Origin of the sequence: Brevundimonas sp. 357 (genome assembly GCF_003938605.1) — a bacterium.
Lineage (GTDB): Bacteria > Pseudomonadota > Alphaproteobacteria > Caulobacterales > Caulobacteraceae > Brevundimonas.
This window is the reverse complement of the sequence record NZ_RHWX01000008.1, coordinates 87,285-104,141: the sequence shown is the minus strand read 5'-3', so window position 1 is coordinate 104,141 and position 16,857 is coordinate 87,285. Positions and strand designations below refer to the sequence as shown.

Sequence of the window (16,857 nt, the reverse complement as noted above, 5' to 3'; positions counted from 1 at the left end):
CTTGAGCGGCCTCGCCAAACGATCGGTGCTGCTGTCCGGCCACGCCACCTCGGTGGCGCTGGAGCCTGAGTTCTGGGCCGTGCTGGACGCCATCGCGGCCGAACTGGCGCTCAGCCGGTCCGGCCTGCTGATCCGCATCGACGCCTGGCGGGGCCGCCGCCCCCTGGCCTCCGCCTGCCGCATCCTGGCCCTGCAATGGACCGGCGGCGACCGCAGTTTCGCAGAAGAGAAGACGCCATGAGCGACGCTCGCATCGACAACAGTCGCCTGATCCCCGCCGCCGTCTTCGGCGGACTGGTGGCCGTGGGCCTGATCGGCGGCGGCGCCCTGATCGGTCAGGGCGTGGTCAACGCCCGCGCGGGCGACCGCTCCGTCACCGTGCGCGGCCTGGCGGAAAAGGATGTGAAGGCCGATCTGGCCGTCCTGCCGATCCGTTTCACAACCTCAGGCGACGTGTTGTCCGAGGTGCAGGCCCGCATCGACGGCGACCTGGCCATCGTGCGCCAGTTTCTAAAGGCGCAGGGCTATCCTGATAACGCCGTGGACCTGGGCCAGCTGGGCGTGGCCGACACCCGCTCGCGCGAATACGCCAGCCAGACCGGCGGGCCGCGCTTTATCCTGACCCAGACGGTGATCGTGCGCACCACGGACGTCGACAGGGTGCAGACCACGACCCGCAACCTGAACGATCTGGTGCGTCAGGGCGTGGTGCTGCAGGACTTCAACGGCCCCTCCTACATCTTCACCAAGCTGAACGACGTGCGCCCGGCCATGATCGCCGAGGCCACCGCCGCCGCCCGTAGCGGCGCCGAACAGTTCGCCAAGGATTCCGGCGCGCCGCTGGGGCCGATCAAGACGGCGGGACAGGGCTCGTTCGAAATCCTGTCGCGCGACGGCACGGGCGATGAAGCCGGCTCGCCGAACAAGAAGGTGCGGGTCGTCACCACGATCAGCTATCGGCTGAAGTAGGCGCAGGGTCGATTTCGCCTGTGACCCTCTCCCTATCCCGTCATTCTCGGGCTTGTCCCGAGAATCCATAAACACGGCGGGGCCTGATCAAAGCGCGGCGCGCAAACACGAAAAGCCTGAGTGTATGGATCCCCGGGACAAGCCCGGGGATGACGATGGGAGGGGCGAGGCTTCAGGCCTCTGACAGATAGTCCGCCAGCACAATCGCGTCGTTATGCGCTTCGTCCTTTGCGCCATAGACCAGTGTCGCTGTACCGTTGGAAAGAGCGGCCTTCAGTTCAGAAACGGCGTCGGAATTCAGATCCAGCTCCGCGCGATAGCGGCGCTGAAACTCCGCCCATTTCTGCGGATCGTGACCGAACCACCGCCGCAACTGCGTCGTCGGCGCGATGTCCTTCAGCCACAGATCGACGCGGGCCTTGTCCTTGCTCAGCCCGCGCGGCCACAGTCGATCCACCAGAATACGCGCGCCGTCCGCATCCGACGGCGGCTCATAGACGCGCTTCAGGATAACCTTCACGACCTCACGCCTTGGGTTCGGGCGCGGCCACCTGCGGCGGTTCGGTCGGGCTGGGCAGTTCGGGCGGTGCGGGACGGTCCGGTACGTCGGGCAGGCGTGGCGCCGGCACATTGATATCCACGTTCAGGTTGGGCGTTTCCGGCCGCATCGGCCCGCCGCGTCCCAGCAGAAACCACGCCAGCACGGCGACGACCACCACCAAGGCGCCCACGATGAAGGCGAGACCGACGTTTGCGCCGCCGCTGGAACCATTTGCCATCAGGCGGTCCTCCCTTGCTTGCCCTGTCAGTCGAAAAACGGTGCTCGCTGTTCACGGTTCCAACCACAGATCGTGTGAATGGGACTGACTTTGGCCGCTGTGCTGCTTATGTTCTCCCTTTCAGATTCCGATGGGCGCCCTGCCCGCTCCAGACGCCGCCCGAGTATCCGCCCCTGTGACCGACCTGCCCGCTCCCCGCATTTCCGACCTCGCCCGCGCCCAGACTCCGCAAGGGCCGGCGGCCGACTATCTGTCGGGCCTGAACCCCGAGCAGCGCGAGGCGGTGGAGACGACCGAGGGGCCGGTGCTGGTTCTGGCGGGCGCAGGCACGGGCAAGACGCGCGTCCTGACCACGCGACTGGCGCACATTCTGGCGACCGGCCGGGCCAAGCCGTGGGAGCTGCTGGTCGTCACCTTCACCAACAAGGCCGCGCGCGAGATGCGCGAGCGGATCGGCCATCTGATCGGCCCGTCGTCCGAGGGCTTACGCTGGCTAGGCACCTTTCACTCGGTCGCGGCCCAGATTCTGCGTCGCCATGCGGAACTGGTCGGGCTGAAGTCCAGCTTCACCATCCTGGATACGGACGATCAGGAGCGGCTGCTGAAGCAGCTTCTGGAAGCGGCCAACATCGACACCAAGCGGTTCACGCCCAAGTCCCTGGCCCATATGATCGACCACTGGAAGAACCGCGGCTGGACGCCCGACAAGCTGCCGCCGGGCGAGGACTTCGCCAACGGCAAGGGCCCGGCGCTGTACGCCGCCTATCAGACGCGGCTGGCGACGCTGAACGCCTGCGACTTCGGCGATCTGCTGCTGCACAACATCACCATCCTGTCGAAACACGCTGATCTGGCAGAGGAATATCGTCGCCGGTTCCGCTACATCCTGGTGGACGAATATCAGGACACCAACGTCGCCCAGTATCTGTGGCTGCGGCTGCTGACCTCCTCGACCGGCAATGTCTGCTGCGTCGGGGACGACGATCAGTCGATCTATGGTTGGCGCGGGGCCGAGGTGGACAACATCCTGCGGTTCGAGCGCGACTTCCCCGGCGCCAAGGTCATCCGGCTGGAGCGCAACTATCGCTCGACCAAGCACATTCTGGGCGCCGCCTCGGCCCTGATCGCGGCCAATCAGGACCGACTGGGCAAGACCCTGTGGACCGAAGACGACAGCGGCGACAAGGTGCGCGTGCGCGGCGTCTGGGACGGCGAGGCCGAGGCCCGCCTGATCGCCGACGAGATCGAAACCGCGCGCAAACAGGGCATGAATTACAAGGACATGGCCGTCCTTGTTCGCGCATCCTTCCAGATGCGAGCGTTTGAAGAACGCTTCCTGATGCTGGCCATTCCCTATGTCGTCATCGGCGGGCCGCGCTTCTTCGAGCGGGCGGAAATCCGCGACGCCCACGCTTACTTGCGGCTGATCCAGTCCGAGGACGACGACCTGGCGTTCGAGCGCATCGTCAACGTCCCCAAGCGCGGCATCGGCGACACCAGCGTCCAGAAGATTCTGCACATCGCGCGTGAGAACGGCGTCTCGGCCGTGCGGGCGGTGCGCCACCTGATTACGACGGACGAGCTTCAGGCGCGCACCCGCACGCCGCTGGCCAACTTCGTGCGCGACCTGGACCGCTGGCGCGACCTGATGGCCATGGGCACGCCCCACTGGCAGGTGACGGAGACCCTGCTGGACGAGAGCGGCTATACCGCCATGCAGAAGGCTGACCGCACCAGCGGCCAGACGCGCCTGGATAACCTGAAGGAACTGGCCCAGTCGATGCAGTCGTTCGAGACGCTGCAGGCCTATCTGGAGCACGTCTCCCTGGTCATGGATCTGGAGCGCCGCGACGAGAACGCCGACGGATCGGGCTCGGTGCAGATCATGACCCTGCACGGCGCCAAGGGGCTGGAGTTCCCGCTGGTCTTCCTGCCGGGCTGGGAAGAAGGCGTCTTCCCCAGCCAGCGCAGCATCGACGAGAAGGGCGTGAAGGGGCTGGAGGAGGAACGCCGCCTGGCCTACGTCGGCGTCACCCGCGCCAAGCAGGACGCACGCATCAGCTTCGCCGCCAACCGCATGGTCTATGGCCGCTGGACGTCTCAGTTGCCCAGCCGCTTTGTCGATGAACTGCCCATCGCCCACGTCGAGCCGCAGTCGGACACCGGCTATTACGGCGCCTCGACCGGGATGAAGGAGGCCAAGAGCCGCTGGGACGACGCCCCCTCCTTCGGCGGCGGCTATTCCAGCCCCGGCTGGAAACGCGCCCAGACCTATACCGCCGCCCAGACGCCCAAGCCCGCCTACGCCCGCCGCGCGGTGATCGAGGGCGAAGGCCGCCTGATCGCCACGGCCGATCCCAAGGCGGCGTCCGGCTGGTCGCGCGGCGACCGCGTCTTCCACCAGAAGTTCGGCTACGGCTCCGTCCGCGCGGTTGAGGGGAACAAGCTGGTCGTCAGCTTCGACAAGGCGGGCGAGAAGAAGGTCATCGACACCTTCGTGGAGAAGGCGCCCTAGGCGCGCCGTCCTCGCGGGGCGAAGGACTCCCACAGCCCCGTCGCCACCAGAACGACGGTCGACGCCATCGTCAGCGCCAGCGGCGACCAGCCTCGCCCGATCAGGAAGACGGTCCCCAGGATCGCCACGCCGATCAGGCGCGGCCACGCCACCTTGCCCCAGATGCTGAAGACCGACAGGGCCGTTCCCAGCAGGAACAGCAACGGCCCGCCGATCAGCACGGCCGCGCTCGCCGCGCCCGCCACGCCCAACGGATGCGCCAGGGCCAATTCATCGCCGACCGCCGTCACCACGATCCCCGCCACCACGATGATCGGGCAATAGGTATAGGTTCTTCGGGCGATGGCGCCGGGGTCGGCGGCGTGGCTGATGGTTTCCGATCCGGCCTCGTGCGCCTCGCTGAAGAACAGCCACCACATGGCGATGGTCGTCACGAAAGCGGACACGAAGGCCGCAGCCACCGGCGGCGCCCAGTCAAGCTCCGCGAACGTCGCTCCGGTGATGATGATCGACTCGCCCAGGCAGATGATGACGAACAGACCCACGCGCTCGGCCAGGTGCGCGCCCTCGACGTTCCAGTCCGTCGTACTGGATCGGCCCAGGCCCGGCACGAAGAAGGCCAACGCCGGACCGATGAACTCCAGTGCCAGGGCGACCAGCCAGATCAACAGCCGCGTCTGCCCCTCGGCCAGGCCGCCGCTGATCCAGAATACGGCGCCCAGCAGGGCCCATAGCGATATCCTCTGGAAATTCGCCCTCTGCGTCGGCGAACCGCGCACCGCCCACAGGGTGAACAGGCTGCGCCCCACCTGAATGGCGGCGAAGGCGCAGGCGAACGTCAGCCCCCTGTCGCCGAACGCCGTAGGCAAGGACATCGACATGACCAGGCCCGCCGCCATCAGGACGAACATCATCAGCCGCACAGGGCCACGCTCGGGGTCCAGCCAGTTGGTGATCCAGCTGGTGTCGATCCACACCCACCAAACCGCCGCCAGCAGGACGGCCGCCTCCAGCGCGCCCAGCGGCGTCAGGTGCGCCAGCAGCAGATGGCTGACCTGGGTGATGGCGAAGACGAAGACGAGATCGAAGAATAGCTCGACAAAGCTGACCCGAGCATGCTCTCCGGGCCGTCGAACGCGCATCAGACTGGCGGCCATGCCCCACCCTTCCTTAACCCTGTTCCACGAACGTGCGCCCGTGCGCGCCGTTCGTCCAGAACCCCAGACATCCTCGATCGCGCCGCGCCTTTGGGAGCAGGCCGCGGCGGCCTTCATCCTGTTCCTTCTGACCGGGGCGCTGATCGGCCCCATCTTTGCGCCGCAGCAGCAAGAACTTCCGGCGCTCCGGCTGATCTGGCCGCCGGTCTATCTGATCATACTGGGCCTCATGGCGGTTCGCGCGCGCCAGATGGCGGCGGCCTGGCCCGCCTTCATCCTGCTGGCCCTGATGGTCATCCTGGCTCTGTCGTCCAGCCTATGGTCGCAGGCGCCGGATGTAACCCAGCGACGGGTTCTGGCCCTGGCCCTGACCGGCGGCTTCTCCATCTATCTCGGCGTCGTATTCCGGGGCGCTGAACTGCCGCGCCTGCTGACCTGGACCTTCCTTGCCCTCGGCGTCGGCAGCCTGATCGCCGTCTTCCTGTTTCCCAGCCTGGGCGTCCATCACAGCGCCAACGCCGGGTTGTGGCGCGGCCTGTGGTACGAAAAGAACCACATGGGAATGATCATGGCGGTCGGCCTGATCGCCGCCTCGGCCCTGCTGGCGGCGGGCGCGCCGCAGGATCGGCGCATCGCCCTGGCCGCCATCGGCGTCTGCGCGCTGGCTCTGCTGGGCTCGCAGTCCAAGACCGCCCTGATCATGGCCATGCTGGGCGGCGGACTGATCGCCATGTGCCGCCTGATCGCGCGCATGGGGCCGGTGTTCGGGGTCGTCGTCGTATGGAGCCTGGGGCTGACCGCCGTCATCAGCCTGTGGGTCTGGAGCCAGTACTCCGTCGAAATCCTGGCCTTGTTCGGCAAAGACCCGACCCTGACCGGCCGTACCGAGATCTGGGCCGCGATCGAGCGCATGGCGGCGCAGCGACCCTGGCTCGGCTATGGCTACGGCGCCTTCTGGGTGCTGGATACCGAGCCGATGGAGTGGATCCGCCACGAGACCGGCTGGCGCGTGCCCTCGGCGCACCACGGCTGGCTGGACCTGCGTGTTCAGCTGGGCTGGGCGGGGACATGGCTGGTCAGCGCGGTCATAGCTCTGACCTCGGCCGCTGTCCTGTTTCGCCTCTCGGGTCTGGGACGGCGCGAGGGATACTGGAGCTTGGCCTATCTGGCCGCCTTCCTGCTGCTCAGCGTGTCGGAAAGCGTCTTGATGAGCCATCAGGATCTGCCCTGGACCCTGTTCGTCGCGGTTCTGGCGCGCAATCTGGTTTCCGACCGCACGACCTGACGCGGGCCTTGCCCCCGCCGTCTTCGAAGCCTACCAGACCCTGCCCCGAATCGCCGCAAAATGCCCTGATGGACGATCTGTTTTCCAACCTCGACGACGCCGAACCGGCCAAGCCCGCCGCCCCTGCCCCGGCCCCCGCGGCGACGCCTCCGGCTGCGGCCCAGCCTGCACCGGCCCCTGTGCATCAGCCCAAGGTCGAGCTGACGTCCCACGCCAGCGCCGCGACGGCGGCCGCGACCGGCTATTCCGCGTCCTCGATTGAGGTGCTGGAGGGACTTGAGCCCGTCCGCAAGCGCCCCGGCATGTACATCGGCGGCACCGACGAGCGCGCCCTGCACCATCTGTTCGCCGAAGTGCTCGACAATGCGATGGACGAAGCCGTCGCCAAGCACGCCAAGCTGATAACCGTCGACCTGGACGCCGAAGGCTATCTGTCGGTGCGCGACGACGGGCGCGGCATTCCGGTCGACCCCCACCCCAAGCACCCCGGCAAGTCGGCGCTGGAAGTCGTCATGACGGTGCTGCACTCGGGCGGCAAATTCTCGGGCAAGGCCTATGAGACCTCGGGCGGCCTGCACGGCGTCGGCGTCTCGGTCGTCAACGCCCTGTCGGAGAGCCTGGACGTCACCGTCTGGCGCGACGGGTTCGAGTGGCGCCAATCCTTCAGCCGCGGCCATGTGCAGGCGCCGATCCAGCAGGTCGGCCCGTCCAAGAAGAAGGGCACCCTGATCCGGTTCAAGCCGGACGATCAGATCTTCGGCGCCGGCGCGACTTTCAAGCCAGCCCGCCTGTTCCGCATGACGCGGGCCAAGGCCTATCTGTTCCGCGGCGTCGAGATCCGCTGGACCTGTGCGCCCGAACGCATCACCGACGCCACGCCCGCTCAGGCGACGCTGCACTTTCCCGGGGGCCTGGCCGACGCCCTGGCCGAGCGCGTGGGCGAGATCGAGACCGTCACCCCTGTCTTCGCTGGGCGCGTCGAGCGCAAGGGCGAGGCCGGCGCGCTGGAATGGGCCGTCACCTGGTCGCCGATCGGCTTCGGCGACGCCGACAGCTTCGTCGCCTCCTACTGCAACACCGTCTCGACGCCTGACGGCGGCACGCATGAAACGGGCTTCCGCGCAGCACTGGTCAAGGGGCTGAAGGCCTATGGCGAGCTGACCAATGAAAAGCGCGCCTCCCAGATTACGGCCGAGGACGTCATCGCCAATGCGGGCGCCCTGATCTCGGTCTTCATCCGCAACCCGGAATTCCAGGGCCAGACCAAGGACCGCCTGTCCTCGCCCGAGGGTCAGCGCCTGACGGAACAGTTGCTGCGCGACCCGTTCGACCACTGGCTGACCGAAAGCCCAAAACAAGCCAACGCCCTGCTCGGCTTCGTCATCGACCGCGCCGAGGACCGCTTGCGCCGCCGCAAGGACAAGGAAGTCCAGCGCGCCGCCGCCACGCGCAAGCTGCGCCTGCCCGGCAAGCTGTCGGACTGTTCGCGTCAGGCCGCCGAAGGCACCGAGCTGTTCATCGTCGAGGGCGACTCGGCCGGCGGCTCGGCCAAGCAGGCGCGCGACCGCACGACCCAGGCCATCCTGCCCCTGCGCGGCAAGATCCTGAACGTGGCCTCGGCCACGGCGGACAAGCTGCGCGCCAACGTCGAGCTGACCGACCTGATGCTGGCCTTGGGCGTGCAGGCGGGCAGCCGCTTCAGCGTCGACGACCTGCGCTATGAGCGCGTGGTCATCATGACCGACGCCGACGTCGACGGCGCCCACATCGCGGCCCTGCTGATCACCTTCTTCTATCGCTCCATGCCGGACCTGATCCGTCAGGGGCGGCTATATATGGCCCTGCCGCCGCTCTATCGGATTTCGGCCGGGCCGTTGTCGGAATACGCCCGCGACGACGCGCACCGCGACGAACTGCTGGCCACGACCTTCAAGGGCAAGAAGACCGAGATCGGCCGGTTCAAGGGTCTGGGCGAGATGATGGCCTCTCAGCTGAAGGAGACCACCATGGACCCGAAGAAGCGGACCCTGGCCCGCATCGCCCTGCCCGACAGCGAGGAAGAGATCGAGGATCTGGTCGAGCGCCTGATGGGCCGCAAGGCCGAGGCTCGCTACAACTTCATCCAGGAAAACGCCCGCTTCGCCCAGGCAGATCTGGACGTTTGATCAGCCTGTATCGCCGTTCCGCCGCCCTTTCCCGAGGGGGACGTCGCCTAGGCGCGTAGTTGTGATTGAGCATCCTTCGCAACTGGAGCCTATCATGTCCTTTCTTCGCCCCCTCGCCTCTATCGGTCTGGTCGCTGCTGTCTCCCTGGCCCCCGTCGCGGCACAGGCGCACGCCCGCCTGGTTAGCGCCACGCCGGCGGCCAAGTCGACCGTGGCCGCGCCGCGCGTCGTGACGCTGACCTTCAGCGACCGCGTGGCTCCGGCCTTCTCCAGCTTCGACGTGGTCAACGCCGCCGGCGCCAAGGCGACGGTTCGCACCCAGGTCAGCCAGGACGGCAAGACCATCACCGGAACCCTGGCTCGCCCGCTGGCCGCCGGGGCCTATGTCGTCAACTGGCGTATCGCTTCCACCGACGGCCACCGCATGACCGGCAGCTACGACTTCACCGTCCGCTGATATGGTCGAGGTCTGGATCATCCTCCTGCGCGGCGTGCAATACGTCGCCGGGGCGGTGCTGCTCGGCATGCCTGCGTTCATGCTGTACAGCGCAGGCGCTGTCGGGCCGCTGGGCCTGCGCTGGCCGCGTCCTGCGACGGCCTGTGCGGCGGCGATCCTGATGCTGGCCGCGCCCGCCGCCCTGCTGGCTCAGACCGCCATGATGGCGGGCTCGCTGAGCGAGGCGTTCAAGCCCGATGCCCTGACCTTCATGGTCACAGGCATGGGGCTGGGCAAGGCGCTGGTCGTGCGGACTCTGGCGGCCGCCCTGGCTCTGGGCGCCGCCTTGTTGCTGCGGTCAGGGAATCTGATGTGGAGCCTGCTGACGCTGCTGGGCGTGGTCGTCTCGGCCAGCTTCGCCTGGACCGGCCACGGCGCGGCGACGCAAGGGTCGGGACATATGATCCACCTGGCCTCGGACATCGTGCACGCCGTGGCCGCCTCCGTCTGGGTCGGCGCCCTCGCCGCCTTCGCCGTCCTTATCGTTCGGCGGCCATCGGGCGATCCCGCCTGGGACGCCGGGGTGGCGCGCAGTCTGACCGGCTTCGCCGGGGTCGGTACGGCGGCCGTCGGCGCCCTGGTCACAACAGGCCTGATCAACAGCGCCTATCTGGTCGGTCTGTCGAAGGCGCTGAGCCTGGGCGCCAGCTCCTATGGCGTCCTGCTGACGATCAAGCTGGCGCTGTTCGGGTTGATGGTCTGCCTGGCGGCGGCCAACCGCTTCCGCCTGGCGCCGTTGATGGCCCATGATGCGGGTCAGGCCATGCCGCATCTGAAGAAGAGCCTGGTGGTCGAGTTCGGTCTAGCGCTGACGATCCTGGCCGTCGTGGCGGTCATGGGCGTTCAGCCGCCGCCCGCCTCGCTCTGACGTCAGTCGGGGCTGTGACGCGAACCGCTTTCGTCACGGCCCCGACATGGCGTAGAGATTACAACGATTGGAACCATACGCCCTGGATGCGTACGCTGTCAGACGTCTTTCCAAGGGAAGGCGCGTCGCCTCGCGTATGACAGACAGGGCCCGCGAAAGGTGCAGAATGACAAAAGACATCGACCGCATCCTGGCGACGCCGTTTCCAGCAGATGAAACCTTGCGGTTGGCGGGACTGGAGAACCATGTCTGGCGGCGGATCGAAGAGCGGCAGGAGCAACGCCGGTCGGGTCAGGTGCGTCTGGCGGTCATGGCCGTCGCCCTGCTGGTCGGCGTAACCAACGGCGGCATGCTGGGTCAGGCGTTCAAGCCCAACCACTCCGACATTCAGGTCTTCAGCGTCTCTGCGGGCCTGTCGCCGATGACCCGCTTCGAGGTCGGCGGATGAACGCCAACTGGAAGTCCATCGCCCTGACCGTGGCGCTGGCCGCCCTGGCCAGCGGGGGCGCCGCCTGGCTGGCCGCGGGCTGGATGATGAAGCAGCACGAGACGCCCAGCGTGCACGACATCGTGCATCAGAAGCTGGACCTGACCGCAGATCAGGACGCTCGCCTGGACGGTATCGAAGAGCATTTCACCGTGCGGCGTGAAACACTGGAGGCCGACGTGCGCGCCGCCAACCGCGAACTGGCCAACGCCATCGCCGCCAGCCAGGGCGACAGCCCCGAGGTTCGCGCCGCCGTCGACCATTTCCATGACGCCATGGGCGCCTTGCAGAAGGCCACCATCGCCCATGTGTTCGAAATGCGCGCGGTTCTGACGCCGGAACAGGCCCGCGTCTTCGACAAGGAAATCGCCGGCGCCCTTACGCAAGAGCCTCGGTAAGGCCGAGGTGACGGCCGGGGGCGACACAGACGAGGCGCGCGCCGCGCGCGGCGACCGCACAGCCTTCACCGCCCTGATGGCGGCGACCAGCGGCGACCTCTATCGCTTCGTGCGTCGTTACGTCGGCGACACGGACGAGGCCCACGACCTGCTGCAGGAAACCTATGTCTCGGCCTGGCTGGCGATCCGGCGCTATGATCCGACGCGCTCCTTCGAGACATGGTTGCGCTCGATCGCCATCAACAAATGCCGCGACTGGGGCCGCAAGCGCACCGTGCGCCGCATCGTGCGCGGCGTCATGGGGCTTGACACGCCCGAAGCCATGGCCGTGGGCGAAGACGCGCCTGAAGTCGAGGTCCAGTTGGACGACCGCCGCCGCATGGACGAGATGAATCGCGCCCTGGCCGCCTTGCCCGACAATCTGAAAGCGCCGCTTCTGCTGGCCTCGCTGGAAGGCCGCTCCCATGCCGAGATCGCCGAAGTTCTGGGTGTCACGCCCAAGGCGGTCGAGACCCGTATCGCCCGCGCCAGGCAGAAGTTAAATCAGGCCCTAGCGCGTTAAGGCGTCGGCATGCTGCGGCGCCCTGCCGCAACGGCGATGCAAGGGGCGACCGTGTCGCCTGCGTATCCCGATCAGACCCCCTCCCCGCGCGCCTTTTTAAGGCGAACGGCCTCTTTGAGACTTGGACTTCATGGCGACAACATCACTGGACCGTCGAACCCTGTTGCGAGGCGCCGCCCTGGGCGGCGGCATTCTGGGCCTTCAGGGTCTTTTGCCCGCCTGGGCGCAGACCGGATCGCCGGGCCTGCGGGCCGACCTGCCGACCCTGACCGGGCCGAACATCGACCTGAGCGTGGGCGACTCCAGCTTCACCGTGGGCGGCCGCACCGGCCACGCCTTCATGATCAACGGCCTGCTGCCCGCGCCCCTGTTGCGGATGCGCGAAGGCCAGAACGTGCGCCTGTCCGTGACCAACAATCTGGACGAGGACACCTCGATCCACTGGCACGGCCTGCTGCTGCCGTTCCAGATGGACGGCGTGCCGGGCGTCAGCTTCCCCGGCATCAAGCCGCGCGAGACCTTCGTCTATGAGTTCCCGATCAAGCAGTCGGGCACCTATTGGTATCACAGCCATTCGGGCCTTCAGGAAGCCATGGGCCACTACGGTCCCATCGTCATCGACCCGGCCGGCGCCGATCCTGTCGCCTATGACCGCGAACACGTCCTGGTCCTGTCGGACTGGAGCTTCATGCATCCGCATGAAATCCTGGACAAGCTGAAGAAGAGCCCCGGCTACTTCAACATGCAGAAGACGACCCTGGCAGGCCTGCTGGACGGTTCGGACGGAATGAACGCCGCCGAGCGCCGGATGTGGGGCGGGATGCGCATGGACCCGCGCGACATCCTGGACGTCAACGGCACCACCTACACCTATCTGGTCAACGGCCATGGTCCGGAAGAGAACTGGACCGGCCTGTTCCGGCCGGGCGAGCGCGTGCGTCTGCGCATCATCAACGCCTCGGCCATGTCGATCTTCAACGTCCGCATCCCCGGCCTGCCGATGACCGTGGTTCAGGCCGACGGCGAGAATGTCCGCCCGGTCGAAATCGACGAGTTCCAGATCTCGGTCGCCGAGACCTATGACGTCATCGTCCGCCCGCTTGAGGACCGCGCCTACACCATCGTTTCCGAAGCCATCGACCGCTCGGGCATGGGCCGCGCCACCCTGGCGCCGCGCATGGGCATGACGGCCGAGGTTCCGCCGCTACGCAAGGTGCCCAACCTGACCATGAAGGACATGGGCATGGGCGGCATGGATCACAGCGCGCACGGCGCTGCGAGCGCCGACCACGCGGCCATGGGCCACGGCGCCGCTGCGGGCGCTGCGGGCGCTGCGGCGGCTGCGCCGATGGACCATTCGGGCATGAGCATGCGCGATCCGAACAACGCCCCGGCCGACATGGCCGTCGGCGTCGGCGTGGACGCCATCGCCCCGGCCCCGTCCAACCGTCTGGCCGACCGGCCGCAGGGCCTCGATGACGTCGATCACCGCGTGCTGGTCTACGCCGACCTGCGCTCGCTGACGCCGAACAAGGACACCCGCACGCCCTCGCGCACCATGGAGATTCACCTGACCGGCAATATGGAGCGGTTCATGTGGGGCTTTGACGGTCGCAAATTCTCGGAAGTGGTCGAGCCGATCCGCTTCGAGTTGAACGAGCGCGTGCGCGTGACCCTGGTCAACGACACCATGATGGCTCACCCCATCCACCTGCACGGCCACTTCTTCGAACTGGTCAACGGCCACGACGGCAATCAGCCGCTGAAGCACACGGTCAATGTCGCCCCCGGCGGCAAGGTCACCTTCGACCTGACCGCCGACGCGCCCGGCGACTGGGCCTTCCACTGTCACCTTCTGATGCACATGCACGCGGGCATGTTCAACGTCGTCACTGTTCGCCCGCTGGCTGGAGCCGTCTCGTGAAGTCCCTTTCCTTCTCCCTGGCGCTCGCGCCCCTGATGTTGGCCGCGGGCGGTCCCGCCCTGGCCCAGAGCCACGCCGGTCATGCGGGTCACGCTCCCGCAGCGTCTGCCCAGGCGACACCCCCGGCCGCCAAGCCCGCGCACGACTGCCCCATGATGCGCGACGGCAAGTCCTGCCCCATGCATGGAGCCGCCACCTCCGGCGCTCCGGCTGATCCGCACGCCGGTCATGACATGAGCGGTCACGCCGGGCACGGCGCGGCTCCGGCTGATCCCCATGCCGGCCACAACATGGCTCCGGCCCAGGCGGCCCTGGCGGATCCCCACGCGGGTCACGACATGGCTCCGGCCGATCCGCATGCCGGTCACGATATGAGCGGCCACGCCGAGCACGACGCCCCTGCGGCCGATCCCCATGCGGGTCACGCCATGGCTCCGGCGCAGACGGCCCCCGCCGACCCGCACGCGGGTCACGACATGAGCGGCCATGCCGGTCATGGCGCCGCCCAGACCGATCCCCATGCCGGTCATGACATGAGCGCCGCGCGCGGCGGGCCGAACATCCCGACCAGCGTGGACGCCGTCGGCGGCCGCATGGTCGAGACCCCGCCCCCGGCCGCCGCTCGTTCAGCTCCGGCCCATGCCGCCGACCTGCTGTTCGACCCGGCCGTCATGGCCGCTTCGCGCAAGCAGCTTCTGGTCGAGAACGGCGACATCCGCTCGACGGCTGTGCTGATCGACTCCATCGAAGCCAGCTTCGGCGACGGCGCTGACGGCTACAGCTGGGGCGCCCAGGGCTGGACCGGCGGCGATATCAACCGCTTCTGGTGGAAGACCGAAGGCGAAGGCGAGATCGACGGTAGGCTGCACGAGGCCGAGGTTCAGGCTCTCTACAGCCGCGCCATCGCACCCTTCTGGGACGTGCAGGCGGGTGTGCGCCAGGACTTCCGTCCGGACGGCGACGACACCACCCACCTGACCGTCGGCATTCAGGGCGTGGCTCCCTACTGGTTCGAGATGAGCGCCGCCGCCTTCCTCTCGACCGAGGGCGACCTGACCGCCCGCGCTGAGGCCGAATACGATCAGCGCATCACCCAGAAGTGGATCCTTCAGCCGGCGATCGAAGTGGCCCTGTCGGCCAGCGACATCCCGGAGCTCGAAATCGGATCGGGGCTGACTTCGGTCACGGCGGGCCTGCGTCTGCGCTATGAAATCCGCAAGGAGTTCGCCCCTTACGTCGGCGTCGAGTGGACCCGTTCGCTGGGCGACACCGCCGACTACGCCAAGGCCAGAGGCCAGGATCCCGAAGACACGCGCTTCGTGGTCGGCATCAAGGCCTGGTTCTGATTGGAAAGAAGGCGCGCCTGCAAACAGGCGCGCCTTTCGACCCACCAGATCAGCTCATCTGAAAACTGAGTCTCAGGGCGCCGTTGATGCCCTTGACGCCCATACGCATGCAGATCGAGCGTAAATGCGCCCGCACTGTATGGATCGACATCTCCAGCTTGCGGCCGATGTCCTTGGGCGTCGCGCCTGCCGTCAGATGCAGCAGCACCGCTGTCTCGGCCCGGGTCAGACCGAAGACGGCGCCCAGGGCTGTAATCCTCGCCGTATCCAGCGGCTTGACCGGCCGCGCCGTGGCGAACACGCGGTTCGGCGCCTCCGGCGTCGTCATAAGATCCAGGATGCACCACTCGTCATCGCCTGCTCGGAACAGAATACGCCCGCTTTCCCGGCTGCCGTCGGCAAGACCGCGTAGCAGAGCATCCAGTTCGGCCCGGCTGCGATGAGCCGCGCAGATGAAGACGCCGCGTGATCCCACCATGCCGCAGTCGGCCAAAGCCCGTGCCTTGGCGTTGGTCCGCAACACTCGTCCCGACGCATCCAGAATGAACCGCGCCGTATCGTCGGCTTCAAACCAGGCGTCTGTCTCCGAATGACGTCCCCGGGACGCGGCGCGGAGAAAGGACCGCGTATCGGCGAAGGCGGCAGAGGCGATCGGCTTTATCAACAGCTGATCCACAGGCTGGGCCTTGCCTTGCGAAAACGCCGCCAGGCTCCGTTCTCCGATCATCGCCCTCACCTCCCGCACGCCTGGCCTTAAGGCTCATCAGCTTTTAGCCAAGCTGATCGGCGCGTTCTCATCAGCCTCATTCTGGACACAAAACGCCGAATTTCAAGCGGTAAATTCAGAAATGTGTGTTTTAATAACCTTAGCTAAAGAATTTAACCTACCAAACAGTCAAAATATTCAAATCGAAATAACTTCAATCGACCAAACCACTAACATAAAAATACTCGTTACTGTTTCAGATCACACTTATTTGGCATGATAATTTATATGATCATTTATATTCCCAAAAAGGGTCAGTTCACTTGGGCGAGATATCTATCGTCAACATATCCGCATATCGTCCCTCCATCGCACCTCCGACCTGCCCCAAGGTGAAGGTCATCGGAATGGAGACTCCAGCCAGGGTGCGCGGCGGATCGACCTGTTTTGTCCACAAGCTAGACAGGTCCACCTCGTCTCCGTCCAGTTCCACGGCGTAAGGCAAGGTCGTGGCGTTGGGGACTTCCTCCACCCGACGCATAACGCCGCCGTGCTGAGACGCGATCGACACCGTCGCCAAGGTGTTGGCCCGAACCTGGAGGAATATTCGCCGCGTCGCCCCGGCGACCGCTTCGCCGAAATCGACCACCTCAACACTGGAGCCGCTGCCGAAGGCGCCGGCGGCGCCCGCAAGGTTGAGTTGCGCCCGCGGCGTCGCCTGAAGGATCAGGCGCACAGGGATCGGCGCGCCGATCGACTCCCCGCCCGGCGTCTTCAGCACCAGCCGCAAGTTCACGCCATATTCGCCCGCGTCAGCGACCGCTCCCTGCACCACGGCGGCGTCGATTTGGGCCTGTCCCTTGGCGCCTGCCGCGAGTTGGTACTGGAACACGGCGGCCTGTACGTCCGCCATCTGCACGCCCGACGCCTCTCGCGGGCGGAACTGCAACGCGACATTGCCTAGAACAACGCTGGTCACTTCCATGCCGACGTCGTCCGTGAACGACATCCGTACGTCGCAGGCAGCGTCGCCACGGTTCTCCATGCTGACATCCAGCGCACCGGACGAGGGCCCGATGGCGAAAGGATTATACTCGATCCGCACCGTCTGCGGTCCGTCCAGCACAGCCAGATCGCACGCCTGGGCCGACGCGCCCGAAGCCAGGGCGACGAGGGCCACAACGCCCGCCACTCCGCCCA

17 protein-coding genes are annotated in these 16,857 nt (G+C 66.8%); 12 read left to right on the top strand and 5 right to left on the bottom strand.

From position 1 onward, the window contains the following. The first annotated feature begins 1 nt into the window (after position 1). Positions 2-241 carry a ribbon-helix-helix domain-containing protein gene (locus tag EGK63_RS08905; RefSeq protein WP_040345615.1) on the top strand — a complete coding sequence of 80 codons (240 nt, stop codon included), beginning with the start codon at positions 2-4 and terminating at the stop codon, positions 239-241. Further along, positions 238-969, top strand: coding sequence for an SIMPL domain-containing protein (locus EGK63_RS08900; RefSeq protein WP_125900881.1), 732 nt, complete (start codon positions 238-240; stop codon positions 967-969). Before EGK63_RS08905 ends, EGK63_RS08900 begins: the two co-directional genes overlap by 4 nt. Before the next feature lie 172 nt (positions 970-1,141). Here EGK63_RS08900 and EGK63_RS08895 read toward each other — a convergent pair whose 3' ends face one another. After that, on the bottom strand, positions 1,142-1,489 hold the full coding sequence (locus tag EGK63_RS08895; protein ID WP_125900879.1) for a DUF488 domain-containing protein: 348 nt from the start codon (positions 1,487-1,489) through the stop codon (positions 1,142-1,144). A 4-nt stretch (positions 1,490-1,493) separates the two neighbouring features. Beyond that, complete coding sequence (locus EGK63_RS08890) at positions 1,494-1,748, bottom strand: hypothetical protein (protein WP_125900877.1); 255 nt, start codon at positions 1,746-1,748, stop codon at positions 1,494-1,496. A gap of 130 nt (positions 1,749-1,878) precedes the next feature. Here EGK63_RS08890 and EGK63_RS08885 point away from each other — a divergent pair, with 130 nt between their 5' ends. Next, on the top strand, positions 1,879-4,263 hold the full coding sequence (locus EGK63_RS08885; RefSeq protein ID WP_125900876.1) for an ATP-dependent helicase: 2,385 nt from the start codon (positions 1,879-1,881) through the stop codon (positions 4,261-4,263). On the opposite strand, the gene EGK63_RS08880 is transcribed toward EGK63_RS08885, so the two are convergent. Continuing rightward, positions 4,260-5,420, bottom strand: a complete 1,161-nt coding sequence (locus EGK63_RS08880) for a low temperature requirement protein A (protein WP_207896360.1) — start codon at positions 5,418-5,420, stop codon at positions 4,260-4,262. The two genes, EGK63_RS08885 and EGK63_RS08880, sit on opposite strands and share 4 nt — an antisense overlap. Between EGK63_RS08880 and EGK63_RS08875 the strand changes: the two genes are divergently transcribed. From EGK63_RS08875 to EGK63_RS16745, 9 genes are all read left to right on the top strand, one after another. Beyond that, a complete protein-coding gene (locus tag EGK63_RS08875) occupies positions 5,419-6,705 on the top strand; it encodes an O-antigen ligase (RefSeq protein ID WP_125900874.1) in 1,287 nt (428 codons plus the stop codon). The genes EGK63_RS08880 and EGK63_RS08875 overlap by 2 nt on opposite strands. A 68-nt stretch (positions 6,706-6,773) precedes the next feature. Next, positions 6,774-8,870, top strand: a complete 2,097-nt coding sequence (locus EGK63_RS08870; RefSeq protein WP_165906569.1) for a DNA topoisomerase IV subunit B — start codon at positions 6,774-6,776, stop codon at positions 8,868-8,870. Positions 8,871-8,964: 94 nt separating this feature from the next. Further along, a complete protein-coding gene (copC, locus tag EGK63_RS08865; RefSeq protein ID WP_125900872.1) occupies positions 8,965-9,327 on the top strand; it encodes a copper homeostasis periplasmic binding protein CopC in 363 nt (120 codons plus the stop codon). A gap of 1 nt (position 9,328) precedes the next feature. Continuing rightward, positions 9,329-10,234, top strand: a complete 906-nt coding sequence (gene copD, locus EGK63_RS08860; protein ID WP_125900871.1) for a copper homeostasis membrane protein CopD — start codon at positions 9,329-9,331, stop codon at positions 10,232-10,234. 166 nt (positions 10,235-10,400) lie between these two features. Then, on the top strand, positions 10,401-10,682 hold the full coding sequence (locus EGK63_RS08855; protein ID WP_125900869.1) for a hypothetical protein: 282 nt from the start codon (positions 10,401-10,403) through the stop codon (positions 10,680-10,682). Next, positions 10,679-11,119, top strand: coding sequence for a Spy/CpxP family protein refolding chaperone (locus EGK63_RS08850; protein ID WP_125900867.1), 441 nt, complete (start codon positions 10,679-10,681; stop codon positions 11,117-11,119). The genes EGK63_RS08855 and EGK63_RS08850 overlap by 4 nt, the downstream gene beginning before the upstream one ends. Positions 11,120-11,126: 7 nt before the next feature. Beyond that, positions 11,127-11,681 carry an RNA polymerase sigma factor gene (locus EGK63_RS08845; protein WP_125900865.1) on the top strand — a complete coding sequence of 185 codons (555 nt, stop codon included), beginning with the start codon at positions 11,127-11,129 and terminating at the stop codon, positions 11,679-11,681. 130 nt (positions 11,682-11,811) lie between these two features. Further along, entirely contained in the window at positions 11,812-13,605 is a 1,794-nt protein-coding gene (locus tag EGK63_RS08840; RefSeq protein ID WP_125900863.1) for a copper resistance system multicopper oxidase, read from the top strand. Further along, positions 13,602-14,951 carry a copper resistance protein B gene (locus EGK63_RS16745; protein ID WP_243637627.1) on the top strand — a complete coding sequence of 450 codons (1,350 nt, stop codon included), beginning with the start codon at positions 13,602-13,604 and terminating at the stop codon, positions 14,949-14,951. The genes EGK63_RS08840 and EGK63_RS16745 overlap by 4 nt, the downstream gene beginning before the upstream one ends. A 49-nt stretch (positions 14,952-15,000) precedes the next feature. Here the strand turns inward: EGK63_RS16745 and EGK63_RS08825 are convergent, their stop codons facing one another. Both EGK63_RS08825 and EGK63_RS08820 read right to left on the bottom strand, forming a co-directional pair. Next, a complete protein-coding gene (locus EGK63_RS08825) occupies positions 15,001-15,678 on the bottom strand; it encodes a helix-turn-helix transcriptional regulator (RefSeq protein ID WP_125900861.1) in 678 nt (225 codons plus the stop codon). A gap of 298 nt (positions 15,679-15,976) precedes the next feature. Further along, complete coding sequence (locus EGK63_RS08820) at positions 15,977-16,837, bottom strand: hypothetical protein (protein ID WP_125900859.1); 861 nt, start codon at positions 16,835-16,837, stop codon at positions 15,977-15,979. Between the last annotated feature and the right edge of the window lie 20 nt (positions 16,838-16,857).

Coding starts and splice junctions, on each gene's coding strand:
- EGK63_RS08885 (WP_125900876.1), top strand. CDS start 1,879: ATGGGCGCCCTGCCCGCTCCAGACGCCGCCCGAGTATCCGCCCCTGTG.
- EGK63_RS08840 (WP_125900863.1), top strand. CDS start 11,812: ATGGCGACAACATCACTGGACCGTCGAACCCTGTTGCGAGGCGCCGCC.
- EGK63_RS08870 (WP_165906569.1), top strand. CDS start 6,774: ATGGACGATCTGTTTTCCAACCTCGACGACGCCGAACCGGCCAAGCCC.
- EGK63_RS08850 (WP_125900867.1), top strand. CDS start 10,679: ATGAACGCCAACTGGAAGTCCATCGCCCTGACCGTGGCGCTGGCCGCC.
- EGK63_RS08890 (WP_125900877.1), bottom strand. CDS start 1,748: ATGGCAAATGGTTCCAGCGGCGGCGCAAACGTCGGTCTCGCCTTCATC.
- EGK63_RS08855 (WP_125900869.1), top strand. CDS start 10,401: ATGACAAAAGACATCGACCGCATCCTGGCGACGCCGTTTCCAGCAGAT.
- EGK63_RS08880 (WP_207896360.1), bottom strand. CDS start 5,420: ATGGCCGCCAGTCTGATGCGCGTTCGACGGCCCGGAGAGCATGCTCGG.
- EGK63_RS08825 (WP_125900861.1), bottom strand. CDS start 15,678: ATGATCGGAGAACGGAGCCTGGCGGCGTTTTCGCAAGGCAAGGCCCAG.
- copD (WP_125900871.1), top strand. CDS start 9,329: ATGGTCGAGGTCTGGATCATCCTCCTGCGCGGCGTGCAATACGTCGCC.
- EGK63_RS08900 (WP_125900881.1), top strand. CDS start 238: ATGAGCGACGCTCGCATCGACAACAGTCGCCTGATCCCCGCCGCCGTC.
- copC (WP_125900872.1), top strand. CDS start 8,965: ATGTCCTTTCTTCGCCCCCTCGCCTCTATCGGTCTGGTCGCTGCTGTC.
- EGK63_RS08875 (WP_125900874.1), top strand. CDS start 5,419: ATGCCCCACCCTTCCTTAACCCTGTTCCACGAACGTGCGCCCGTGCGC.